This window comes from Parabacteroides caecihominis (assembly GCF_023656785.1).
GTDB classification, from domain to species: domain Bacteria; phylum Bacteroidota; class Bacteroidia; order Bacteroidales; family Tannerellaceae; genus Parabacteroides; species Parabacteroides segnis.
In genome coordinates, this window is record NZ_JAMOKS010000003.1 from 103190 (window position 1) to 127743 (window position 24554).

Below are 24554 nucleotides of genomic sequence, written 5' to 3' on the forward strand. Positions count from 1 at the left end.
TTTCATCAAGAAGAAACAAGTGTTTCTACCGCATGAAACAGTTGTTTCCCCTGCATGAAACAGGAAGCGAAACCACACAAAAAAAGCGAAACCTCCTTTCGGAATTCCGCTTTCCTTATTTTCTTCGAGTAAAGCTATCTTATGCTTCTGCTACAACTTCCTGGATAGAAACGAATGATCTGTTTTCTTTACCTCTACGGAAAGTAACAACACCATCTTTCAAAGCGTACAACGTATGATCTTTACCGATACCAACGTTTTCACCCGGATGATGAACTGTACCTCTCTGGCGAACCAAAATGTTACCAGCTTTAGCAACTTCACCACCAAAAAGCTTAACACCTAATCTTTTACTTTGTGATTCACGGCCGTTCTTAGAACTACCCACACCTTTCTTATGTGCCATTTCTTCTTTTCTCCTTTAAACGTTAAGCAACAATTTCTTTAATACTCACTTCAGTGAACTGCTGACGGTGACCGTTCAGTTTACGATAACCTTTTCTTCTCTTCTTGTGGAAGATCAGCACTTTATCACCTTTTACCAGCGGAGACAGTACTTCACATACTACCTTTGCGCCTTCTACTGTAGGAACACCTACTTTTACATCACCATTGTTGTCAACCAACAACACTTTGTCAAACTCAACAACAGCACCGCTTTCTGCGTTCTGAATGTGATGAACGAACAATTTCTTACCTTCTTCAGCTTTGAACTGTTGTCCGTTAATTTCTACGATTACGTACATCTGTCTTTTTATATTTAAACAGGTTATGTCCCGGGGGTGGATACATATTCCATATCACTTGTTTACCCTCTGCGGAATTTCAGACTGCAAAAGTACTGTTTCCGAATATATTATGCAAGAATTGTCGTAATTTTTTTATTTAAAACTTTTTCAATTCCTGATACAGCCGTTGCACCGGCAACCCCATTACATTATAGAATGAGCCGTTGATAGCTTCTACCCCGACGTAACCGATCCATTCCTGTATCCCGTAACTGCCGGCTTTATCGTAAGGACGGTATTTATCTACATAATATATAATGTCATCCTTTTCCAATTTGGAAAAGGCGACTGCCGAAGAAACAGAAAAAGAAACCGTTTTCTGTTTAGTTGTCAGGCAAACGCCGGTGATGACTTCATGTACATGGTCCGACAGGTGGCAAAGCATCTCGATTGCTTCCTCACGGTCGGCCGGTTTGCCCAGGATACGATCCGGTTGCCCATAAGTGACAACGATTGTGTCAGCCGTAATGAGCAATTCGTTATCCGTCATTTTTTCCAGATACGCTTCTGCCTTTTTACGGGCGATATAAGCAGGTATCTCGTCTGCCGTCAAGTCATCAGGATATGATTCGTCGATGCCGGGAATTACTTCAACCTCGAATTTGAGGTCAAGTCCGGCCAATAATTCTTTTCGCCGGGGTGAGTTAGATCCCAGCACGATTCGGTAATGTTGTAGGTTAGCTAGCATAATTCTTCATTGTTTATTACCATCCGAACGCTTCTGCGCTCATCCAATGGCCTTGTGCTTTCATTGTTTGTTCTATCACATCACGGGCAACACCCTCGCCCCCTTTGCATAAGGATATATATTTCGCTATTTGCTTGATTTCCGGGGCTGCATCCGCCGGAGCAACCGGCAAGCCTACCCGCTTCATCACATCATAGTCGGGGATATCGTCTCCGGCATACATCACTTCTTCAGGTGTCAATCCCGTCTTTTGCAGGAAATCATTGAAATCGTGTATCTTTACGGCACTCCGCATATATATATGTTCGATACCCAAGCGGGAAAAACGGATTTGCACAGCCTCCGTATAGCCACCGGTAATAATCCCGACCTGGTAACCTTTCTTTACAGCCAGTTGCAGGGCATAACCGTCTTTGATGTTGACTGTACGCATCGGATCGCCGTTGGGATGAAGTGATACCACATCACACGACAGCACGCCGTCTACGTCAAACACAAATGCTTTTATCTTTGTCAGGTCATAATTGATACTACTCATTTTGGGCCTCCTTATGTATACTTTGGCTGAGAAGCCGGTAGATCGCTTGCATATCCGGATCGTCCAGCATAGCCAGGTGTTTATTGATCACATTTTCATCATACCGGATTGCCGGCCCGGTCTGAGCCACAGCCGGCGGCATGGAATGTATTTTCGATACTGTCTCATCGATAAGCGGCAAAAGAACATCTGCCGGAATGGATTCGTTTTCCAGTAACTTATAAGATAATGTATAAATATGATTGGTAAAATTACAGGCAAAGACAGCCGCCAGATGCAAACTCCGGCGTTTTTCCGAAGACATGAAACGAACATTCTCAGAAAGTGCGCTGGCTATATTCTTCAGATAATCCGCATTCTTATCCGTGTTTGCTTCCAGAAAAATGGGAATCACATCAAAATTCACATTCCTCCCCTTACTGAATGTCTGCAAAGGATAAAGAACTCCGAAACGTTGGGCATATCCTTCAAATACGCTCATCGGCATACTTCCCGCCGTATGGACCCACATACCGTTATTCGGTTTGACCTTCGATATTACATCAGATAGGACAGTATCTTTCAGTGAAAAGACATACAGATCGCCATCTTCCTGCAAAGCGGATAAATCATTCGTCCACGGACACCCCAGTCGTGTTGCCAACTGACGGGCACTCGCCTCTGTATGGCTGTACACCTGACCAATCTGCATACCAACCCGTTGCATGGCAAGCGACAAACGTGTCGCCAGATTTCCGGCTCCGATAAAAACTATTTTCATGCTTCCTTGTTTTCTTCCGGCATTTTATAAGTGCCCAGGTGAATCTTTTCCCATTGCAAATGAGCTTCATCAAACGGTTTGCGTTCCTGGTCCTTATAACCGAAACCGATAATCGAGAGCACCTCCAGCTGATAAGGAATATCCAGCAGGTTACGGACATACACATTGGCATCCGCATCATCTTCCGTCTGCCGGTTACGTATCTGACACCAACAGCTGCCCAGCCCCAGATCTTCCGCCTGAAGTTGCATATAGATAGAAGCGATCGAGGCGTCTTCTACCCAGACATCACTATCCATTACATTCGCCATTACCACAACAGCCAGTGCACAACTTTCAAGAAACGAAGCTCCGGCCGGCTTACAACCAGCCAGTTTTTTCAACATTTCCTTATCTTCCACCACAACGAACTGCCAAGGATTTTTACGCTTGGAAGCGGGTGCCATCAATGCAGCCTTTAAAACCATTTCGACTTGTTCAGGTGAAAGCAACTGGTCGGTAAACTTACGCGTGCTTCTTCTATTCTTTATCAGTGTTGCAAAACTCTCCATTTTTATCTTATTTTGTAGCTGTTAATTAATCATCTTCATTCTGTGAGGAAGATATTTCTGAACAGGACAAAGATAAAGATTTTTTACACGCTGAATATACGCTTCCTTCATTTTTCGCGTTAGTAAAGCTATAACATTATTAATTATGAAGATTCGTGCGATAGCTGCACTGCTATTTATATTAGTTTCAATCAGCGCTTTTGGACAAAAGCATGTTAAAATCACGGGATATGTTCGGGATGCCGACGGTAGTCCGCTCGAACTTGTGCTTGTTCAGATAAAGAATACGCTGAACGGGGCAATGACCAATGAAAAAGGTTACTATTCGATCACCACGTCGCCGGGCGATTCCGTAGCGGTTATTTTTTCTTGCCTGGGATATAACAAGGCAGAACGTATTCTACCTAGCCTGCAACAGGACATGCGGCTGAATGTACAGATGAACTACACCAGTATTGAACTTGGGGAAGTAATGGCAACAGCCATCCGCAAACAAACCGGAACATTACAAACACTGGATGCCGACCGTGTCAAGCTCCTCCCCGACCCTGCCGGCGGAAGCATTGAAAGCCTCGTGGTCACTTTTGCCGGAGTTTCATCCAGCAACGAATTAAGTTCCCAGTATTCGGTTCGCGGCGGTAGTTACGATGAGAACATAGTATATGTAAACGGCCTGGAAGTATTCCGTCCGTTGCTGATCCGTTCCGGCCAGCAGGAAGGTCTGAGCTTTATCAATCCCGACCTGACCGAAGCGGTCAACTTCGCAGCCGGAGGATTTGAAGCACGGTATGGAGATAAAATGAGTTCTGTTCTTGACATCACCTATAAAAAACCCAAGTTATTTGAAGGATCGGCCTCCGCCAGCTTACTGGGAGCAAACGCCTATGTGGGCAGTTCCATCGGCAAGTTCACACAAATAACCGGTGTTCGTTATAAGACAGGACGTTCGCTACTAAAAACAATGGATACGGACGCCGAATACCAGCCGGATTTCGTCGATCTGCAATCATACATGACTTATCAGTTAGCTCCGAAATGGGAAGTAAACTTTCTGGGGAACCTGGCGTCCAACACATTCAAATTCACTCCGCATAAACGGGAGACAAACTTCGGTACGGTAGAAAATGCCCAACGGTTTGAAGTTTATTTCCCCAACAGTCGCGAGCGGGATAAGTTCCAGACAATCTTCGGCGCACTGACCTTGAAACACAATCCGAACGAAAAAACAGAACTGGGCCTTCAGGCATCCGCTTTCTCCAGCAAGGAAATAGAAACCTACGACATCACCGGTGAATACTGGCTGGGCGATGCTACAACAGAAAACGACAATAACCAGAATGCCCTTGAAATAGCCCGCTACCATGAGCATGCCCGCAACCGTTTAAGTTCAACCATCATGAATGTGGGACATTACGGCAGCAGCAAGATCAAAAACAACACGCTGAAATGGGGAACTACCGTACAGATGGAAAAGATAAACGACCGCATCAGCGAATGGGAAAAACGTGACTCGGCAGGCTATTCACTTCCTCAAACGGGGAACGGGGTAAACGTGATCTCCAATCTTTATTCGGACAATGATTTGTCGACTACTCGGGTATCGGGATATTTGCAGGACGTTTTCAAGTTCCGTACCAAGCAAGGTATGTTCACACTCATCGGCGGTATCCGCGGAAGCTACTGGAGCTATAACAAAGAATTCATTTTCAGTCCGCGCGTTTCTTTAGGTTTTATCCCTAATTTCGATCAGAATCTGACCTTCCGTGCAGCGACAGGTATCTATTACCAGTCACCGTTCTATAAAGAATTACGAACTACCGTGCAGGATGCCGCAGGCAATGATATTATCGAACTGAACAAAGATATCAAATCACAACGTTCCATCCATTTCATACTCGGTGGCGATTATACGTTCCGGGCAGCCGACCGTAACTTTAAAGTCAGTGCCGACTTCTATTACAAGAAACTGGACGACCTGATTCCTTACACCGTCGACAACGTAAAGATCCGGTACTACGGAGAGAACTGCGCCAAAGGCCATGCAATGGGTATCGATGTTAAATTCTTCGGTGAATTTGTACCCGGAACCGACTCATGGATCAGTTTCTCGCTTATGAAAGCAGAGCAAACAATCCGTGACATGGTAACCGTTCCCATGCCCAACAGCCAGGGATATAACGTATCGTTATTCTTTCAGGATTATTTCCCCGGATACAAACGTGTAAAACTGAATCTGAAAGGCGTCCTCTCCGGTGGACTTCCTTTTATTGCACCACGCACGAAATACGAAGATGTGAAGAGTACTTTCCGCACACCGGCCTACAAACGTGTCGACCTCGGTTTCTCTTACCAGCTGGCCGGAGGAACCGATGCGATCATGGACCGCGGAGTCTTTCGTCACCTGAAAAATATCTGGATCGGAGTGGACGTATTTAACCTGTTCGATATAAAAAATGTCAGTTCCTATTACTGGATCACCAACATCGACAACCAGCAATATGCTGTACCGAATTACCTGACAGGCCGACAACTCAATGCACGACTGATAGTCGATTTCTAAGAATATGCCAATGAGATAATTTGCCAATATGCCAATAGAAAACAGGATTTGCCAATGAGAAGTTAAGGCTTTCATTGGCAAATTTATATATTGGCAAATTGGCAAATTATTATTAATGAAATATTTCTTGATTCTTCAAAAAGAATGTACCTTTGCCATCAAAAACAAAAAGCATTTATCAATTATTAAATTCTTATTGACATGGAAATTACACATATTGAACATCTGGGAATTGCAGTAAAAAGCATCGAAGCTTGTCTGCCGTATTATGAAGAAATTTTAGGCATGAAATGCTATAACATCGAAGAAGTTGCTGACCAGAAAGTAAAGACTGCGTTCTTTAAAGTAGGCCAAACAAAAATCGAATTACTTGAACCGACCAGCGAAGACAGCACTATCGCCAAATTCATCGAAAAGAAAGGCGAAGGCATTCACCATATCGCATTTGCTGTACCTGATGTACAGGCTGCATTGGACGAAGCTGAATCAAAAGGTGTTAAACTGATCGACAAAGCTCCCCGCGGTGGTGCAGAAGGTCTGAACATTGCATTCCTTCACCCGAAATCAACTTGCAGCGTATTGACAGAACTTTGCATGCCGGGTAAAAAATAATTAATCAGTTCATTTCTAACAACAAATCAGAAATACAATGAGTAACCAACTTGAAAAAGTAAAAGAGCTTATCGCTCTTCGCGAACAAGCCCGTTTAGGTGGTGGAGAAAAAAGAATCGAATCTCAGCACAAGAAAGGCAAGTACACAGCACGCGAACGTATCGCCATGTTGCTTGACGAAGGTAGTTTCGAGGAGTTTGATATGTTCGTTCAGCACCGTTGTACTAACTTCGGTATTGAAAAAACAAAATTCCTGGGTGATGGTATCGTAACCGGATATGGTACGATCGACGGCCGTCTGGTCTACATCTTCGCACAGGACTTCACCGTATTCGGAGGAGCTTTGTCAGAATCACTGGCCATGAAGATTTGTAAGGTAATGGATCAGGCCATGAAGATGGGTGCCCCTGTCATCGGCTTGAACGACTCAGGTGGAGCACGTATCCAGGAAGGTGTTAACGCCCTGGCAGGATATGCTGAAATCTTCCAGCGTAATATCCTTGCATCCGGTGTAGTACCTCAGATCTCAGGTATCTTCGGTCCGTGTGCAGGCGGTGCAGTTTATTCTCCGGCCCTGACAGACTTTAACATCATGACACGTGGTACCAGCTACATGTTCCTAACTGGTCCGAAAGTAGTAAAAACCGTTACCGGTGAAGACGTAACCCAGGAAGAATTGGGTGGTGCAAGCGTACACACAACAAAATCGGGTGTTGCCCACTTCGCTGTCGATACAGAAGAAGACGGTCTGCAACTGATCCGTAAATTGCTCAGCTTCCTTCCGCAGAACAACCTGGAAGAAACTCCGCTGATCGAATGCAAAGACCCGATCGACCGTTTGGACGATGTATTGAACGACATCATTCCTGACAACGCTAACCAGTCATATGACATGTACGAAGTAATCGGCACAATCGTTGACAACAACGAATTCCTGGAAGTACATGCTGATTATGCTAAAAATATTATTGTTGGTTTCGCACGTTTCAACGGCCAATCTGTTGGTATCGTAGCTAACCAGCCGAAAGTAATGGCAGGCTGTCTGGACAGCAACGCTTCCCGTAAGGCAGGCCGCTTCGTCCGTTTCTGCGACGCTTTCAACATTCCTTTGGTAACATTGGTAGACGTACCGGGATTCCTTCCGGGAACAGGCCAGGAATACAATGGTGTAATCCTTCACGGAGCCAAATTGCTTTACGCTTACGGCGAAGCAACTGTGCCTAAAATCACTGTTACATTGCGTAAATCTTACGGTGGTGCTTACTGCGTGATGAGTTCTAAACACCTGCGTGGCGATATGAACTACGCATGGCCGACAGCTGAAATCGCAGTTATGGGCCCGAGCGGTGCTGTAGAAGTTATCTTCGCAAAAGAAGTTGCCGCATCCGAAGATCCTGCAAAAGCAACAGCCGAAAAAGAAGCAGAATACAAGAAGGCATTCGCAAACCCGTACAACGCAGCTCAATACGGTTATATCGACGATGTGATCGAACCGCGTAATACCCGTTTCCGTATCATTCGTGCTTTACAACAATTGCAGACGAAAAAGTTAAGCAATCCTGCTAAGAAACATGACAATCTGCCTCTATAATTCTTAAAACAGGAAAATGAATATGACTAACAAAAGATTTGGAGTATTGCTGCTGTTCATCCTGCTCGTATCATTCGGGGCACAGGCACAGCGTGCAACCTCCATGCGAATAAATGAAGTGCTGGTCATCAACGAAGATAATTTCGTTGACGACTATGGCAAACGTCACGGCTGGATAGAATTATTCAATACTTCTGCCGGAACGGTTAATATTGCAGGTTGTTTCTTGACAGACGACAAGAACAATCCTAAAAAATATCCGATCCCCAAGGGTGACGTACTAACTCAGATCCCCCCCCATCAACACACTCTGTTCTGGGCGGATGGTGAACCTAACCGTGGTACTTTTCATGTCAATTTCACGTTAGATCCGTCGAAAGAAAACTATATCGCTTTATACGATGCAGATGGTAAAACACTAATTGACGAAATCACCATTCCGGCAGCACAAAGACCGGATGTCAGCTATGGTAGAGTCATTGACGGACAGGAAGAATGGGCACAGCTCACAAAAGTGACTCCAAGCACAAACAACCTGACATTGGATTCTAACGAAAAGATCGAAAACTTTAAGACAAACGACTCTTTGGGTATCGGTATGACTATAACAGCCATGACCGTTGTATTCTTAGGTTTGCTCCTTCTTTATCTGATCTTCAAACAGGTTGGTAAGGCCGCTATCGCAGCCAGCAAACGTAATGCACAGAAAGCCGGTGCTCCGGTTAGTGCAAGCGCACCTGACGAGGTTTCGGGAGAAGTATTTGCAGCAATCGCTACAGCTTTGTATGAAATGAGTGATGACAATCACGACATCGAACATACAGTGCTTACAATCCGCAAGGTTCGCCGTGCATATTCTCCATGGAGTTCTAAGATCTACAGTTTACGTGAAACTCCCAGAAAGTGATTATCTCTAAAAACAAACAAGAATGAAAAGTTTTAAATATACCATCAACGGTAACGTATATAAAGTACACATTAATTCAGTGGTTGACGATATCGCTGAAGTAGAAGTAAACGGTACTCCTTATAATGTAAAAATGGAGAAACCGGCGAAAAAACAAATGGTTACACTCAAACGCCCGGCACAGGCTCCTACTACAGCCAGCGGCGAACCGGTTGTTACTCGTCCGGCTGCATCTACAACCCAGGGCGCCGTTAAGACCCCGCTTCCAGGTGTTATCCTGCAAATCAAATGCAATGTAGGCGACACAGTGAAGAGAGGACAAACTTTACTTATCCTTGAGGCCATGAAGATGGAAAACAACATCAACGCTGACCGCGACGGTAAGATTATTGAAATTAAAGTACACAAAGGAGACTCTGTACTGGAAGGTGCTGATCTCGTCGTAATCGGATAAGAGTATGCAAGAGAGTTTTTTATCATTCCTGGGTGACAACCTACAGTTGTTCCTCACCTATACAGGAGTATATAATGCAACTCCGGGCCATATCATTATGATATTGGTTGGTTTGCTCTTTATATTCCTTGCGATTAAATATGAATTTGAACCCATGTTGCTGATCCCTATCGGATTCGGTATCCTGATCGGTAACATTCCTTTTAAAGATGCAGGGCTTCAGGTAGGTATCTACGAACAAGGGTCTGTACTTAACATCCTCTATCAGGGGGTAACCTCCGGATGGTATCCGCCGTTGATCTTCCTCGGTATCGGGGCGATGACCGACTTCTCCGCTTTGATATCCAATCCAAAGCTGATGTTGATCGGTGCTGCCGCCCAGTTCGGTATCTTCGGTGCTTATATTATCGCTCTTCAGATGGGATTCGAACCGAACCAGGCCGGTGCTATCGGTATTATCGGTGGTGCTGACGGTCCTACGGCTATCTTCCTGTCTTCCAAACTGGCCCCGAACCTGATGGGTGCTATTGCGGTGTCGGCCTACTCATATATGGCGTTGGTACCTATTATCCAGCCGCCGTTCATGAGACTACTTACGACAAAGAAAGAACGTCTGATCCGTATGAAACCGCCGAGAGCCGTTTCTTCTACTGAAAAGATCATCTTCCCGATCGTAGGTCTGTTGCTGACTTGCTTCCTTGTACCTTCAGGTTTGCCTTTGCTGGGTATGTTGTTCTTCGGAAACCTGTTGAAAGAAAGTGGTGTAACCCGTCGTCTGGCTGAAACAGCCCGCGGTCCGCTGATCGATACAATCACTATCCTGTTAGGTATCACAGTAGGTGCTTCTACACAGGCAACTCAGTTCCTGACACTGAACTCTATCAAGATCTTCGGTTTGGGTGCGTTGTCATTCGTGATCGCAACCTGTGCCGGTGTATTGTTCGTTAAGTTCTTCAACTTGTTCCTGAAACAAGGCAACAAGATCAACCCGCTTATCGGTAATGCCGGTGTATCTGCCGTTCCCGACTCAGCACGTATCTCTCAGGTTGTAGGTCTGGAATATGATCCGACCAACTATCTGTTGATGCACGCCATGGGTCCGAACGTAGCAGGTGTAATCGGTTCTGCTGTAGCAGCCGGTATCCTGTTAGGATTCTTAGGATAATAAAACAAGTGACAGTTGATAGATGGCAAGTGACAGATAAATAGAATCTTTTCTAAATCTGTCAACCGCCACTTGTCAACTGTCAACTTTTTATACATTCTGCTCAATCTCCATCGGAGCTGTTTCCGGATTAGTTACTTCTTCCAATGTCGTCCCCACAAACAACCATACCATCAAAAGGACAATCGCAATAATAACCCCGATGATCAACCATAGATTTTTCTTTTTCATACCTTCGTAATTCTGATTCTGTTTTATATGAGCATAAAACAACAGAAACAAGTCTTTGGTTTAAAAAGATGTTACCCTTTATTAAGTTGCTTTTGCAATTTGGCATAATGTTCTGCCGTCATCTGCAAGTAAGATGCGATCATATACTGGGGGACTCTTTGAAGAAGCGACTGCACTTCCCGTATTTCAAGACTATGCCGAAGACGTTCAACAGACGACAAACTCCGCATCCAAAAATCTCTTTCCTCATATTCTATCGTTTGTTTCTCAAGGGCAGCATAAATCAGAGTGGAAAAGCCATCAAACTTCTGCCATAGACAATCAAAAGCTTTCCGGCTGATACAAAGAACAGTAGTTCTTTCATATGCCACCACACTCAGGAAAGACTTCTTTTCGCCTAAAAAAGAATGAAAAGGAGTACAAAAATCTCCTTCTTTACAGAACCGGGCTACACAAACCCGCCCATCTTTTTCAAAATAACTGATACAAAGACCCTCCAATATAAAATACAAGTAATTACACTCAGTATCGGCCGATACTAACAAATCTCTTTTTGAGAACTCCTTTTGTTCACAAGAATCAGACAAGGCTTCACAAAGTTCATCTGAAACCGGAGCATATTGTTTCAGGTATTCATACATAAGCTATACACTTCAATATCCATCAGTTCCCGAAATGGACAGACCTAAAAATAAAGAAGGCGCAGGAACTGTAATCTACACTCAATCTGGAGGCTCTCGACTGCCCACAATAATAAGTATAAACAACAGCCCACGCCCTTTATCTTGTCATACAAACAATGTATGATATAAACAAGAAAAGAAACGTGAGCGTTTGCTGCCTACTATCCTCATTATCGCTAAGAAATTGTCGAGATTTCCAGATTAAGGATAATATCTTTTAAACGCTTCTCTTTTATCCGTATGTCTAACCGAGACGCAACTCCTTGCAGAACATCGGTTACATTACAAAGATACAAGAAAAATATTAGTTTTCATCAGAGAAGCCATTTTAGATACTAAAAAACAGAAATTCTAAAGGCTTAAGTTTTTTTATTCAACTGTCCCCAGATTTTCGCAAAGGTTTCCGGTGTCATATTCAGATACGAAGCGACACTATACTGCGGGACGCGTTGCAACAGATATTGTATATCATGAGTTTCTTTGTAATGAACAACGCGTCCTTCCGCATTATTGGAACGAATGTGAAAATATCTCTCCTCACTTTCCACCACAAAATCCATCATCACATGATAAAAAAGCATGACAAAGTCAGTATAGGTTTTGCTTAGATATTCAAAATTCTCCCGATTAAGACAAAGAACCGTAGTATCCCGCATCGCCTTAATATTCAGCAATGCTCTGCGCTTACCTAAAAAACCGTGAAAAAGCAGGCAAAAATCCCCTTCCTTCATAAAACGTAATACATACTCCTTCCCATCCTTCACATAACAGCATGAACAGAATCCCCGGACAATGAAATACAAATTATTACATTCCATATCTTCAGAAACCAACAAATTACCTTTTGTAAAATGCTGCAATGTACAACGTTCAAACAGAGCATCACTCAATTCGTCCGATACTGAATAATAATTTTTCAAGTATGCACACATATCATTATATATGGTGTCGTATAAAACCTTCACTTCGCTCATTTAAGTTCTTTATCCTAATTATTTGTTACAAACTATTCTTTACTTCTAATTGTCAGGAAAACGATGTTTGTGACAAAAAAGGCACACTGTTATTCGCAAAACTAAGGAATACCTTACATATATTTCTTAACCTAAAATAAGAAACGACAGGAATACCCGATTAAACAAGGTTTACAACAGATACTCAAACTCACTTGTACTTGTACAGAACCGTATCCTTTCCATTAACAACGTCTAAACTATCCGTTGCTGTTTTGGCAGAATCAAGAGAATCATGTATAGGCGGAGGTGTTACAATTATCGTTGATCCGTCAGAAGAAAGCTGCATAAAATAATAGCCACCAGCAGAAAACATCAGGATTAAAGCAATAACCGCCGTATAACGTAACACCGGCTGCATACGGAATATTCCTTTTTCCTCCTTACCTTCATTTTGTATATCCCGAACCATAGAACGCATCCGCATCAACCTTTCCCGGCAAAAAGCACACTGATGCAAATGAAACTGAGCCTTCTCCAACTCCTCCCGACTCAGTTTATTAAGCAGATAGTCCTGCCACATCTCATCATTATATATTTCACATTTGCCCATACCATCCATATTATAAATCTACTAATATTTTCATGAAACGCTCTTTCAGTACTTTACGAACCCGTACGACATCCTGACGTAGCCGAGCCTGCATACGATGCAGTTCCAACGTTGAAATATCGGGAGTGCGCAAAAGAGCTATTTTTTCATATGACAGACCATCTACGTAATGTAGCCGGAGAGCATCCACCTTATCTTCTATCCCTTTAACCAGCCAGGTGTAATAAGGGTCTATTTTATTCCATAAGACAGAAGTAAGCGCCGTACTAACTTCATAATTACAATTAATATCAATATCGGACAACCGGGATATATCCATATCCAGACAGACAGATTCAGTGTCATCCACCAGTTTCTCCATTAAAAATTCAAAATCCATCTCAGGAGTACTCATCGGAACTTCTTGAGACTTGTTACGACGCATTACTTCATAGCATTTGTTCCGGCAAATCCTGACGATATAATTACGTAAATGAATAGCAGAATCAAAAGACGGAATCACATCTGTTAATATTTTTTCTCGAAACAAAAGAGAAGATTCACTCCATGTATCTTGTTCAATTTCATCCCTATATTGATTTGATAATAACAGACAAGATGTGACACGAACCGCCTGATATTTTATAAACAAATAGATATCATTCCAGAATTCTTTATCATCTTTACGAAGAATGGCAAGTAGCTTTTCCATATCAACAGGGTAATAACTTTTACAAAAGCTATCGCAATTGTCTTCCAACTCATCAGGAGAAACAAACGAGTCAATAAAAGGATACAATAACAGATCTGCTTCTTCCGAAAGCATAACAGATAATTTAAATGCCAGCGTATGTGAAGGAATAGCCAGGCTCGAATCAATCGTATCTTGTTTCCAATGCGTTTGTAATTGCCTCAGCAGACGTTTACGCAAAGACAGCAAAAACCGGGAAAAAGTAATCGTATGCTTATTCCGTTTCAAAAAAGTAGTATAGTCTAACCGTGAATAGAATAAGTCGGTCACCTTTTTTCTCCACCTACTGAAACATTCCATATCCGTAAAAGAATCAGCCACCCTATCCGGCAAAAGACGTAAAAGCCGGTCAGCCTCCTCTTCCACCGAAGTAAGCAATCCAAATTCTTTCAATCGGTACAGTTCACATTCTTTTTGTATAATCTCTACGACAGTTTCTTTTTCATTCATATCAATATCGTTCCGGAAACGGTGCACAAAGAAAAACACTTTTAATGATAAATAATCCTTTATCAGCACTTGTTCGCCTCAAGAGACCGAAAGTCTTAATTTAGATTAAGATTTTTCTGAAATAAGACAGATACATTTGTCACAAATCAAGAAAACCAATCAATAAAGGGTAAACACTATTATTAATATATAGCATTATGAAAAGAAACAATCTTAAATGGATAGCCCTATCGGCTATATTATTCTTAACTCTTTCTTGCGGAAGCAGTAAAAAAGCAGATAACTCGCGCACAGAATTACCCGAAAACAAATGCGAACAAATGGCTCTCGACCCAAGTGCCGGCAAACTCCGCGCTTATGGAGTTGCAATCAGTAAAAACAAGTCGTTTGCCAGAGATAATGCCATACTCAGTGCTCGCAGAGAACTGGGAGGTACAATTGAAGCTGCTATCGCCAGCCTTTTTACCCGGTACAGACAAGAGCATACGATCAGTGATGAACAGGACTTCACCGAAAAATCATCCCAGGCAGTGAAAGAAGTGATCGACCAGACTATAAAATATGCACCCGTCATCTGCTCCAACAGCTTTCAGTTACAGAACGGCTCCATAGAAACACATGTATGTATCGAATTACAATCGGACTGGGAACAGGAAATAGCCGAAACAATCAAAAAGCAAGCCAAAGACAAGATAGATGCAGACAGTCAGACAATGCGGGAAGACCTGGAAAACGAGATACAGAAACATCGTGCACAAAAAGGCATGTAACCCATATAAACAGGACAAATGAGAAAAATATTATTTACAATTATCAACTTACTGGCTATTGTGACCGCTTTTGCCCAAACCGGCAAAAGCGATCGCAATTCGCTAAGCATAATCCTGCTTGATTACAACGATTCCTATAGCACAGTCATCAACCAGGTCTTTACTCAGGTATCCCCTGACTCCCAATACGACATAAACAAAATACCGACCCATTCTATCCGGATCAATGAAAAACGGACAATAGCCGGTGAAAATGGATATTATCATGCCCCCGACCGTACGCAAAACATACTGACTTTTCTAAACAAAAATAATATAGGTAAAGAAATTGTCTGTACTTTGTTCAATCGAAACAGTCAGACCGGAGAAATGTCCGCCGAACAAATTTACAACCGCGGATTATACAATGTCTCCGACCAGAATATCCTGGAAAGCCAGGCAACTAAACGGGGAGTCGAAGGATTGAAAGATAGCGGCTTTTCCCTGATCAGCAATTGTCATATACTGGTACTTGACTATGCCAATATTCGCTATGAATATAAAAAAGGCAACAACGATAACAGCGATTTTTACTGGTATGCAACCCCCGCCGCCTATCTGTTTAAAATAGAGTGGGACAACTCAAAGCAAGATCAATTGTTTAACTGCTGGATAGACAAGAATACCTCTCCGGCAGAACGCAACAGCAAAATGCAGGCTTTCGAGAAGCTATACATCCCGATGAAATTCGTTCTACGGATTGCAGACGACGACCGATCAGAATCAACAGGGATTGAAAAACAACAAAGAAAAATCGACAACGGAGAAAAAAGGAAATATTCGAACGATGAGCTCAAAGAGAATGCGTTCGTTAAAATGATTTCCGAGGCTGCCGACGATCTGGGCGGACGCATTGAAAATAAGTATGAATCATTCCAAATACAAAACAGTATTTATAGCATCCGCCCCGTAAAAGCCAAAATAGGAAAAAAAGAAGGGGTTAAGGTAAACGACCGCTACTTTGTGTACGAACTAGTTGCCCAAAACGACAACTCTACCAAACTGATAAGAAAAGGGGTCGTAAAAGCCACAACGCACATTGCCGAGAACCGACAGGTTGCAACAGGAAATTCACCGACGACTGAATTTTATCAGATTGCCGGAGGTAAACTGGAAGCAGGAATGACCCTGAAAGAAAAGAGAAGCTGTTATCTCAATCTCGACCTGGGATACCGTTACGGGGAACTGGAAGGTATTTATGCCGGTCTCAACACCAGCCTCTATGCAACACGGGCCACCAGTCACCACATCATGTTGCAGGTGACAGGCTGGGACAAAGCCGTAACAGCTTCCATCGATTATGGCTTCGGACTTCGCTGCAATAATTTCGAAATTTACCCTTATATCGGTGCCGGACTGGACAGCTTCCTGAAAGACGACGACGAATCGGATACTGATGACAAAGCCGGAAAAAACAATGCCTGGTTAGCCCAGGGAGGATTACGCTTTCACTTGAATATCTATTATCCGGTCCAATTGTTCGGCGGTGTCGAGTATAACTATCCTTTCAGCGAAGGTGAAAATTACAAAGAAAAAAAGATAACAAAAGACAGGGATATCGAAGGATTCAACTTATACGGAGGATTACGGATTTGTTTCTGACAACCATATACGACAAACAACAGATACTATGTTTAAATACATCATACTAGCAATCTTTTGCATCCATACATTTTGCGGGACAGCCCAGTCCCGTAAAGAACGCAAACAGCTGTTCAATAGCAATACCAATTATGAAATACAAATGCAGGGAGTAGGACAAGACGGGACCAAAGTATTTAAAATATGGACCTTCGGCAAAAAGCCGGACGAAGCCATTATGCAAGCCAAACTGCTGGCAATAAGGGCTTGCCTGTTCAGAGGACTACCCGGTAGTGCCGAAACGAATGCGACACCGGCTATCTGTGAAACCGGAGCCGAAACAACGCATGCCGACTTTTTCGAATCCTTCTTTACCGTTGGAGGCAATTACCTGAACTATGTAAACATAACGACTGACGGTATCCCTTCCGGGCAAGACAGACTGAAAGTAAAAGGCGGATACAAAATCGGACTGAAAATCCAGGTTTTGTATGATAATCTACGTAAAGCAATGGAGAAAGAAGGAATAGCAAAACGACTGGATAGTATTTTTTAATCAGAAAAAAATGAACAGATTTATTTATATATGTATAGGGCTGATCGTCTCGGCTTCACTCTTCGGCCAGGCACGCAAACCGATATTGATGGTAGTGCCCAGTGATGCCTGGTGCCAGCGCAACAACTGCATGACGACTTTTACCGATGAAACCGGAGCACGCCAGGCAATACCTGACTACCGGAAAGCCGTCGGCCAAAGCGAAGAACTAAGATTAGTGATTTCTGAAATGGCTACCATTATGGCAGACCGTGGTTTCCCACTAAAAGACCTGGAACAATCGCTCAAATCATTGCAACAGGAAGACGCCGAATTATCCCTGATACAAAGTAAGACATCCGGCAGCACAATACTCGAATCACCGTCCGACAAACTTAAAAGAGTAGCAAAAGCCGATATTGTGCTCGACCTGGATTTCAATGTCAAAACACAAGGCCCCAAACGATATATCTCTTTCAACCTGCGGGCCAATAACGCCTATTCCAATAAAACCATCTCAAGCGTATCAGGCGATGGCAAACCGTCAGCAGCCATCACGACCGGCGTATTACTGGAAGAAGCAGTGCTCAATTATATGGATGCTTTCAACGCAACCCTGATGACTCATTTTAACGATATGGCACAAAACGGACGAGAAGTAAAAATCAATATTCTTCTCTGGCAAAATGCCCCCTTCGATCTGGAGGAAGAATTTGATTATGGCGGAGAGACACTGCCCCTCGGCGACATCATCGACTTCTGGATGGACGACCATTGTCTGCATGGACGTTACTCCCGAATTAACGGCAGTGAATCGGAAATCCGGTACGAACAGGTACGTATCCCGCTTTTCATGCAGATAGCCGGTAAAGAACGGGCGGTAGACAGCCGCCGGTTTATCAGCAACCTGAGTTCGATGCTGAAAAAAGAACCGTTTAATATTACTTCCAAAATATATGAAAGAGGATTGGGCGAAACCTGGCTGATCATCGGCGAACAATAAAAACAAAAGTATATGAAACAGTTATTATACATCTTATATTGCATAAACCTGCTGTTATATTCCACTACCGGTTCCGGGCAAGAGATGAACCGGGAAAAGACAAACACCGTCAAACTACAGGTTCTCACTCCATTGGGATTGGACAAACAAGACGGAGCCGCCTCTTTACTGGAGGAACGGCTCACCCAGGCAGTGATACTTAACGGCATTGCTTCAACAATCAGCCGTTTCGTACTGGTCACCAGCATTCGTGAATTATCCTCCCAAGTTACCCCTTCCACCCCGCCTCAATATCTGACGGAACTGGAAGTGACCTGCTACATAGCCGACCAGACTGAAAAGATAATACTGCAACAAACAACATTCAACGTAAAAGGCGTTGCCCGTTCCACTGCAAAAGCATATCGGAACGCTATCGGAATGATACAGGCCCGGAACCCGAAATTGAAAACCCTTATCAACAAAGGGAAAGAGAAGATTATCACATACTACCAGACTCTCAATGAAGAATCTCAGGAAAGAGTCAATGCCGGAGCAAAAGAGCCGGATACAGAATGGATATTCAAAGTCCAACCCCAATAAAAAGACGGATTATGAAAAGAGTTGTTTACTTATTAATAGTATGTCTGTTCCCATTGCTGGCCTCCGCCCAATGGAAAACAATTGAAAAGAGTAGCAAAAAGCGCCCGGCATGGGTAGGCGGTGCTGAAAGGAATTATCTGATCGTATCAACAGAAGCCGCGACCATCGAAGAGGCCAAAGAAAAAATACTGGTCAGTATCAAACAACAGATCGTCGGTACGGTTGCCACCAAAATCGAATCGACAACAACGATAGAACGGAAAGAAACGACCATCGGCAACGAATCGGACTATACGGAAAACGTATCTTCCTTCATCCGCTCCAAGCTCGCCAATATTCCTTTTATCAGCGAAGTATCTTTATCTAAAGCTAAAGATTTTTACTGGGAAAAATTATATAATAAGCATAGTAAAACATACAAGTACGAATATCATATCCGGTACCTCTTCACCGACTTTGAAGTAAGCAATCTTGTCTACCAGTTCAATGAACGGGAAAGCGGACTGAACACACGACTGAAACAATACGGAGATAATTTGGAACAGATAAGCAGTGTAGAAGAAATAGACCGGACACTGAACGAACTGAAAGCCTTCCAGGCAGAGTTCGATACCGACGACCCACGCCGTTCACAAACAGAACAACTCAGTAATAATTACAGGAAACTATACAAATATATTACGATCCGCCAAGAGAACGAAGCAGACAAAAACAACATAGTCATTAGTCTTTATCTGAAAGACAAGCTAATTTCCTGTATGCAGAAACCACAGTTACTCTCCAACTGTGCAACCCGGTTATCTGTCTCCGTTGAAAATGAGTTGTATCGTATTTCATACAACAGTAGCTCTTGTTACGAAAACGATGAAAACTATATCGATATCCGTTTCCGGCTGGGTAATCAGATTATTTCCAAACGTATTTATCTATCATTATGACATTTAGAAGATACATACAAATAACAGCACTGGTAATCGCAGGAAACTTATCTCTGCCCGTTAACGGACAGAAAGATTTACTCCGAGAGTTCGACGCATTTGTCAACAAGGAAAATAAAACCTTCGACAACCGGACCAGGCAGATGAACAAAGAATTTGCCGATTATCTTGAAAGAGAGTGGATCAGCTTTCCTACTTATACTAACCAACCTCCTTCAATCGATCCGGATACCTTTTTCATTAAAAAGGAAGAGACGAAAAACCGGAAAGAGGAGATACATTTACCTCCGGAAGAGAAAAAGGATATTCGACCTGAAGCAGGACAACTTACCATTTCTTTTTTCGGAAAATCTTTGTCGTTTCCTTTTACCCCGTCCCTGGTTATACCGGTAAACAATGCAGGCGAAAAGGCTGTATCGAATGCGTGGAGAAAAGCCAGTGAAACGGATTATGCTCCTCTCCTGTCGATGCTATTACAATATAAAAAGGATTTACGTCTCAATGACTGGGGATATTTACAGCTTGTTCAACAAACGGCTGAAGCCATTTACGCCCGACACAACAACCCTAACGGAGCCGTATTCCTGACAACTTATCTGTTAAACCAATCTTCGTTTGCCGCCAGAATGGGACGCATCGAGAACCGGTTGGCTCTGCTGGTAGAAATAAATGAGACCATATACAATGTGCCCCAATTAAAGAATGACCGGCAAACATTATCCATTCTCTCCGACCGGCCTTTACCCGGAAATGCCCAAGTATTCACCTATAAGGAATCGTTACGTTTTGCAACCGAACGGATTTCCATGTGTATTCCCGAATTGCCTTTACTCGAAGGAAAATGCCAGCCTGCCGTCTTACCTCATACATGGCAAGACGAATCGGTCACTGTGAAAGTAGACAAAGCATTGATCGGTTTTTTTTCGACAATCCCACAAACGGAATTTACTGTCTACGCTCGTTCGGGAACTTCCGAACAGATAAAGGACCTTTGCCGGTACCTAAAAAAGCATATCGAGAACAAAAGCGAAACCGAAGCAGTATCACTCCTTCTTGATTTTGTTCAACATACATTTGATTATCAGTCTGATCTCGGCCAGTTCGGATACGAAAAAGTATTTTTCCCCGATGAAATGCTCTACTACCCTTATAACGACTGCGAAGACCGTGCCATCTTCTTTTGCCGGCTGGTCCGGCTTTTGTTGAACCTGCCGGTTGCACTGGTAGATTACCCGAATCACATAGCTGCTGCCGTATGTTTCAGCGAACCGACCGGAGGAACGCTTTTTCGGCAAAACGGCAAAGAATATACGCTATGCGACCCGACTTATATCAATGCAAAAATCGGAGAATGCATGCAGCAATTTATTGGCATAAAAGCAGAGTTAATTATCTTATAAACAATATAAATAACAAACACATGAACACATTCAAATTAATTGTTTTAATCCTGTTAGGAGGACTGACCTCCACACCAATCAATGCACAATCATTCCTGAAAAAGGCATTGAAAACGATCGATAAAGTAAATAATGCATTAGAAGCAACGACCTCGTCTACCCAACAGTCTCAAAAAGAATCGCAGAAAGAGGAAGAAAAAGAAACTGTAGTATCCTCTAATGACCGACCGAAAAAAGACAACGGGAAGACAACTGCCGAAGGTTTACATATTGGAAGCATAGCGACAGATTGGGCAACCCCTATCATTCCGAGAAAAACAGCACAAACAAAAGTTATCAATATAGATAGCCGTTCCATCACATGTTCCCAATATTTCAAAGACAACGCTTGTTTTGTCTGCGACCCAACCACCAAATTGTGGGGAGCTTTCGATACGACAGGTACTCAGATCATCAAATATGAACATGATTTTGGATTGATACATGGAAAATCTCAAAATCCTGAATTTGAAAACGGAGTTTGTCCGGTACGTAACCCTAAAGGTTCTTATATAATTGATAAAACTGGCAAGAAAATAAAACAATTCACCGACATACGTGAATTATCCAACTTCAGAAATGGCATAGCGACTGCACTTCAGAGCTATCCGGACCCGAAAAACAAATACAGAACAATTTCCAGAGTCGTATATATCAATAATAAAGGAGAGATTATTTTCCCGCATCTGTTCTTTGAGCTCAAATGGAACGATGTTGAACCCATGCGCCAGTTTTCAGACAACCTAGCGGCTTATTTCGACTACAATTTAAACAAATGGGGATTTATTAATCAGAAAGGAGAAATCATTGTAAAAGCCCAATACACAAAAGTACAAGATTTCCATGACGGTTATGCTGCTGTACAGAATGAAAACAAAAAATGGGGATATATCGATACGACAGGTGTTGTAAAAATAGATTACAAATTTGCCAATGAACCTTTCCCGTTCTCTGAAGGGGTGGCTTTCGTCAGCAGAAGAGAAGGTACTAATTGCCTGATAGATAAAAACGGAACAATTATTTTAGACCAGGTCGAGCACATTTCACCGTTCTATCAGGGAAGAGCTTTCGTTGATTTCAATTATCAAAGCCCTTATAAAAAATATGATCAACAGAACAGATATAAAATAATTATTGATAAAGACTTGAAAGTAGTCGGGCTGGCAACCTATTTACCGACATTTGAAGATGTCGATCATAACTTTCATTGGCCCCAAGATGGTTTATGGTATTACGGTGATGCATTGGTCGATACAAAAGGGGATGAAATATACTGTGCAAAAAGCTTACATGAATTTTCCGATAACCGCGCATTCTGCTACATTGACGACGGAAGTAGTTATTTGATCAGCTGCTTCATAAACAGGGAAGGAGAAATTGTCTTTATGTTCAAAGAATATGAATTCTGATGTTACAAACCATTCTAATCATTTATAATCATGAAAACGGAAATAACTAAAAATTTTTTATTACTTCAATGTTGTACCTTATTACTGGTATTGACCTTGTTACCTGAATTTGATTTGATATCTATGTTTACAGGTATTGATTTGGATATCCCTGTCATCATCTGTAAACTGATCGGTGTAGTCGGCATAGGTATTACTCTGTTAAAAGTAAACAAACAAAAACAAGAGATAAATGAAGCAATCCCTATTCCACTTTTTGTTCTATCGGGTGGAGGAGCTCTACTTACTTTCTTTTCATTAATCCCTTCTTTCCCTGCATGGATGAGTTATATAGGGTTACTTTTATTATTCATTTCCCTTTTTATCTGTAAAAATATGCTGCATATCGAATGGAGCAAAGTTTCAGCCAACGGTGCATACCTAATCTTACTCGCTGTCATCTTACATACTTTTTCTTTCATCAATAATACAACTGCCACAATCACAGCTGCATTAATAGGATTAATCTTATACATCATCGGTTTAAGTAAATTAAATGATAATATGGATATTAATGGTCAAAACGCTGTCAGCAAATTAAAAATAGCTGTTATCATCAGTATTTTGGCTGCCATATTCGATTATATTCCGTTAATGGGTTGGGTTAGCACTATCTTTGCAATAGTAGCCTTTATATTTGAATTCCTGGGATATAGCGCATTAATGACATCTGAAACAATAGGATATGAAGGTAAAAAAGGTGCTACTTTATTAAGGAACAGTATGATTGTATTGATAGTTGCTGCTATATGCGGTCTCCTAAGTGATACACTTGCCGGTATTCTGGCTATTGTAACTTTATTTTTGACATTCAGCGGATGGACTCAAATCGTTTTTGGATTACAAATAATAAATAAAAATCAAGATGAATAATACATTTATCAAATCACTCATAGGAATAACCTTATTCCTTATATTACCAGGAACAGTTTCTGCTCAATCTTTCCTCGACAAAGTATTGAAAGGTGTAGAAAAAACAAATAAAATACTCGATGAAACGGATAAAATACTGGGAAATGATAATTCATCTTCCAGAAGTAGACATTCCAACATCAAAATAACATCCCCACATCCAGATATTGAAATAAAATACAAAAATTGTGTTATGGCAGGTTCGATAGCCATTCTTGACCTAGTCATAACTAATAACGGAAAAGATGCACAAATACAATTAGGAGGCAGCAGTTATACTCGCGTCTATGACGATTCAGGAAATCAATATACAGAAACATATGTAAGCATAGCTGATGGTGAAATGAAAAATTGGGATAGTATACTTTTCCCAACGGAGGTACCTCTCAAGTTCAGAATGCAGATAGCCGGAGTATCCTCCAAAGCAACCCTATTTAAGAGGATCAACCTGAATATTTATAGTAAAACATTAAATAATACTGAACCTATTATACTTCAAAACATCCCTATTACTCACAAAGACGAATAAATAAAACCTTTTTAATCATTCTAAAAAAACAAATAAGATGAAACAGACAAAATTCACTTTCGTTTTCAGTTTGCTAATACTATTATTGGCAAGCTGTTCTGGTAACAACAATACTCCCGAAGCAGTAGCATTGAGTTTTACCAAAGACATATACACTGCCAACTTTGACAAAACCAAAAAGGTGTGTACGGAGGAAGCTAAAAAAGTTATGGATATGTTTCCGGCAATGATGGAAACTTATATTCCCATTATGAAGAAAAGCAATCCTAAGATAGAAATAAAAAAATGCGACATAGATGAATCCGGAACGGAGGCTACCGTAACCCTGAATGTAATTAATGGTTTGAATATGATGAAAGGGAAAATCGACACTGATCCCGATCCGCAAACTGCTACCGTATATTTACAGAAAGAAGAGGACAAATGGTTAGTATCCCGTTTCAAATAAACTAAATGAGAAACCTACTGTCATACTATCATAGTTGATAAATATTCATCTGATTA

At 42.0% G+C, this 24554-nt stretch carries 28 protein-coding genes; 17 read left to right on the forward strand and 11 right to left on the reverse strand.

The genetic code is table 11. The annotated features are described in order from the left end of the window. Nucleotides 1-139 precede the first annotated feature (139 nt). From rpmA to NBH14_RS02990, 6 genes are all read right to left on the reverse strand, one after another. The gene (rpmA, locus tag NBH14_RS02965; protein WP_186958798.1) at nucleotides 140-406 is read right to left on the reverse strand and encodes a 50S ribosomal protein L27; all 267 of its coding nucleotides are present in this window, start codon (nucleotides 404-406) and stop codon (nucleotides 140-142) included. Nucleotides 407-428: 22 nt separating this feature from the next. Then, nucleotides 429-746: a 50S ribosomal protein L21 gene (gene rplU, locus NBH14_RS02970; RefSeq protein ID WP_128133771.1), complete on the reverse strand. Its 318-nt coding sequence runs from the start codon at nucleotides 744-746 to the stop codon at nucleotides 429-431. A gap of 139 nt (nucleotides 747-885) precedes the next feature. Continuing rightward, complete coding sequence (locus NBH14_RS02975) at nucleotides 886-1476, reverse strand: Maf-like protein (protein WP_186958797.1); 591 nt, start codon at nucleotides 1474-1476, stop codon at nucleotides 886-888. A 16-nt stretch (nucleotides 1477-1492) separates the two neighbouring features. After that, complete coding sequence (locus NBH14_RS02980; protein WP_007657803.1) at nucleotides 1493-2014, reverse strand: KdsC family phosphatase; 522 nt, start codon at nucleotides 2012-2014, stop codon at nucleotides 1493-1495. Continuing rightward, nucleotides 2007-2774 (reverse strand): Rossmann-like and DUF2520 domain-containing protein, encoded by a 768-nt coding sequence (locus NBH14_RS02985; RefSeq protein ID WP_128133773.1) that lies wholly within the window; start codon nucleotides 2772-2774, stop codon nucleotides 2007-2009. The genes NBH14_RS02980 and NBH14_RS02985 overlap by 8 nt, the downstream gene beginning before the upstream one ends. Continuing rightward, a complete protein-coding gene (locus NBH14_RS02990) occupies nucleotides 2771-3325 on the reverse strand; it encodes a nitroreductase family protein (protein WP_186958796.1) in 555 nt (184 codons plus the stop codon). The genes NBH14_RS02985 and NBH14_RS02990 overlap by 4 nt, the downstream gene beginning before the upstream one ends. Before the next feature lie 145 nt (nucleotides 3326-3470). Between NBH14_RS02990 and NBH14_RS02995 the strand changes: the two genes are divergently transcribed. The 6 genes from NBH14_RS02995 (at nucleotide 3471) to NBH14_RS03020 (ending at nucleotide 10614) form a co-directional block, all read left to right on the forward strand. After that, the gene (locus tag NBH14_RS02995) at nucleotides 3471-5885 is read left to right on the forward strand and encodes a TonB-dependent receptor (RefSeq protein WP_186958795.1); all 2415 of its coding nucleotides are present in this window, start codon (nucleotides 3471-3473) and stop codon (nucleotides 5883-5885) included. A gap of 201 nt (nucleotides 5886-6086) precedes the next feature. Beyond that, nucleotides 6087-6497, forward strand: coding sequence for a methylmalonyl-CoA epimerase (gene mce, locus NBH14_RS03000; protein ID WP_007657779.1), 411 nt, complete (start codon nucleotides 6087-6089; stop codon nucleotides 6495-6497). 37 nt (nucleotides 6498-6534) lie between these two features. After that, the gene (locus NBH14_RS03005; protein ID WP_186958794.1) at nucleotides 6535-8088 is read left to right on the forward strand and encodes an acyl-CoA carboxylase subunit beta; all 1554 of its coding nucleotides are present in this window, start codon (nucleotides 6535-6537) and stop codon (nucleotides 8086-8088) included. Between the two features lie 22 nt (nucleotides 8089-8110). Next, entirely contained in the window at nucleotides 8111-8995 is an 885-nt protein-coding gene (locus NBH14_RS03010) for an OadG family transporter subunit (RefSeq protein WP_186958793.1), read from the forward strand. A 22-nt stretch (nucleotides 8996-9017) separates the two neighbouring features. Beyond that, nucleotides 9018-9449: a biotin/lipoyl-containing protein gene (locus NBH14_RS03015; protein WP_046146586.1), complete on the forward strand. Its 432-nt coding sequence runs from the start codon at nucleotides 9018-9020 to the stop codon at nucleotides 9447-9449. A gap of 4 nt (nucleotides 9450-9453) precedes the next feature. Next, a complete protein-coding gene (locus tag NBH14_RS03020; RefSeq protein WP_046146585.1) occupies nucleotides 9454-10614 on the forward strand; it encodes a sodium ion-translocating decarboxylase subunit beta in 1161 nt (386 codons plus the stop codon). Between the two features lie 90 nt (nucleotides 10615-10704). Here NBH14_RS03020 and NBH14_RS03025 read toward each other — a convergent pair whose 3' ends face one another. The 5 genes from NBH14_RS03025 to NBH14_RS03045 form a co-directional block, all read right to left on the reverse strand. Further along, the gene (locus NBH14_RS03025; RefSeq protein ID WP_167754494.1) at nucleotides 10705-10845 is read right to left on the reverse strand and encodes a hypothetical protein; all 141 of its coding nucleotides are present in this window, start codon (nucleotides 10843-10845) and stop codon (nucleotides 10705-10707) included. Nucleotides 10846-10916: 71 nt separating this feature from the next. Then, nucleotides 10917-11486, reverse strand: a complete 570-nt coding sequence (locus NBH14_RS03030) for a Crp/Fnr family transcriptional regulator (RefSeq protein ID WP_186958792.1) — start codon at nucleotides 11484-11486, stop codon at nucleotides 10917-10919. Between the two features lie 401 nt (nucleotides 11487-11887). Continuing rightward, nucleotides 11888-12502 (reverse strand): Crp/Fnr family transcriptional regulator, encoded by a 615-nt coding sequence (locus tag NBH14_RS03035; protein WP_186958791.1) that lies wholly within the window; start codon nucleotides 12500-12502, stop codon nucleotides 11888-11890. A gap of 190 nt (nucleotides 12503-12692) precedes the next feature. Continuing rightward, nucleotides 12693-13094 (reverse strand): anti-sigma factor family protein, encoded by a 402-nt coding sequence (locus NBH14_RS03040; RefSeq protein ID WP_186958790.1) that lies wholly within the window; start codon nucleotides 13092-13094, stop codon nucleotides 12693-12695. A gap of 10 nt (nucleotides 13095-13104) precedes the next feature. Beyond that, nucleotides 13105-14274 carry an RNA polymerase sigma factor gene (locus NBH14_RS03045; protein WP_186958789.1) on the reverse strand — a complete coding sequence of 390 codons (1170 nt, stop codon included), beginning with the start codon at nucleotides 14272-14274 and terminating at the stop codon, nucleotides 13105-13107. Between the two features lie 197 nt (nucleotides 14275-14471). Here NBH14_RS03045 and NBH14_RS03050 point away from each other — a divergent pair, with 197 nt between their 5' ends. From NBH14_RS03050 to NBH14_RS03100, 11 genes are read left to right on the forward strand one after another with little or no spacing between them, the layout of a single operon-like run. Further along, nucleotides 14472-15044, forward strand: coding sequence for a hypothetical protein (locus NBH14_RS03050; protein WP_186958788.1), 573 nt, complete (start codon nucleotides 14472-14474; stop codon nucleotides 15042-15044). A gap of 18 nt (nucleotides 15045-15062) precedes the next feature. Next, nucleotides 15063-16685, forward strand: a complete 1623-nt coding sequence (locus tag NBH14_RS03055; protein ID WP_186958787.1) for a hypothetical protein — start codon at nucleotides 15063-15065, stop codon at nucleotides 16683-16685. A 28-nt stretch (nucleotides 16686-16713) separates the two neighbouring features. Next, entirely contained in the window at nucleotides 16714-17220 is a 507-nt protein-coding gene (locus tag NBH14_RS03060) for a hypothetical protein (protein WP_186958786.1), read from the forward strand. A gap of 10 nt (nucleotides 17221-17230) precedes the next feature. Then, a complete protein-coding gene (locus tag NBH14_RS03065; RefSeq protein WP_186958785.1) occupies nucleotides 17231-18202 on the forward strand; it encodes a DUF6175 family protein in 972 nt (323 codons plus the stop codon). 12 nt (nucleotides 18203-18214) lie between these two features. Next, a complete protein-coding gene (locus NBH14_RS03070) occupies nucleotides 18215-18784 on the forward strand; it encodes a hypothetical protein (RefSeq protein WP_186958784.1) in 570 nt (189 codons plus the stop codon). Between the two features lie 11 nt (nucleotides 18785-18795). After that, complete coding sequence (locus tag NBH14_RS03075) at nucleotides 18796-19722, forward strand: hypothetical protein (protein WP_186958783.1); 927 nt, start codon at nucleotides 18796-18798, stop codon at nucleotides 19720-19722. Continuing rightward, complete coding sequence (locus NBH14_RS03080; protein ID WP_186958782.1) at nucleotides 19719-21122, forward strand: hypothetical protein; 1404 nt, start codon at nucleotides 19719-19721, stop codon at nucleotides 21120-21122. The genes NBH14_RS03075 and NBH14_RS03080 overlap by 4 nt, the downstream gene beginning before the upstream one ends. Nucleotides 21123-21142: 20 nt before the next feature. Further along, on the forward strand, nucleotides 21143-22570 hold the full coding sequence (locus NBH14_RS03085) for a WG repeat-containing protein (RefSeq protein WP_186958781.1): 1428 nt from the start codon (nucleotides 21143-21145) through the stop codon (nucleotides 22568-22570). Nucleotides 22571-22600: 30 nt separating this feature from the next. Then, nucleotides 22601-23482: a hypothetical protein gene (locus NBH14_RS03090; RefSeq protein WP_186958780.1), complete on the forward strand. Its 882-nt coding sequence runs from the start codon at nucleotides 22601-22603 to the stop codon at nucleotides 23480-23482. After that, complete coding sequence (locus tag NBH14_RS03095) at nucleotides 23475-24050, forward strand: hypothetical protein (protein WP_186958779.1); 576 nt, start codon at nucleotides 23475-23477, stop codon at nucleotides 24048-24050. Before NBH14_RS03090 ends, NBH14_RS03095 begins: the two co-directional genes overlap by 8 nt. A gap of 37 nt (nucleotides 24051-24087) precedes the next feature. Beyond that, the gene (locus tag NBH14_RS03100; RefSeq protein ID WP_186958778.1) at nucleotides 24088-24498 is read left to right on the forward strand and encodes a nuclear transport factor 2 family protein; all 411 of its coding nucleotides are present in this window, start codon (nucleotides 24088-24090) and stop codon (nucleotides 24496-24498) included. Nucleotides 24499-24554: the final 56 nt, after the last annotated feature.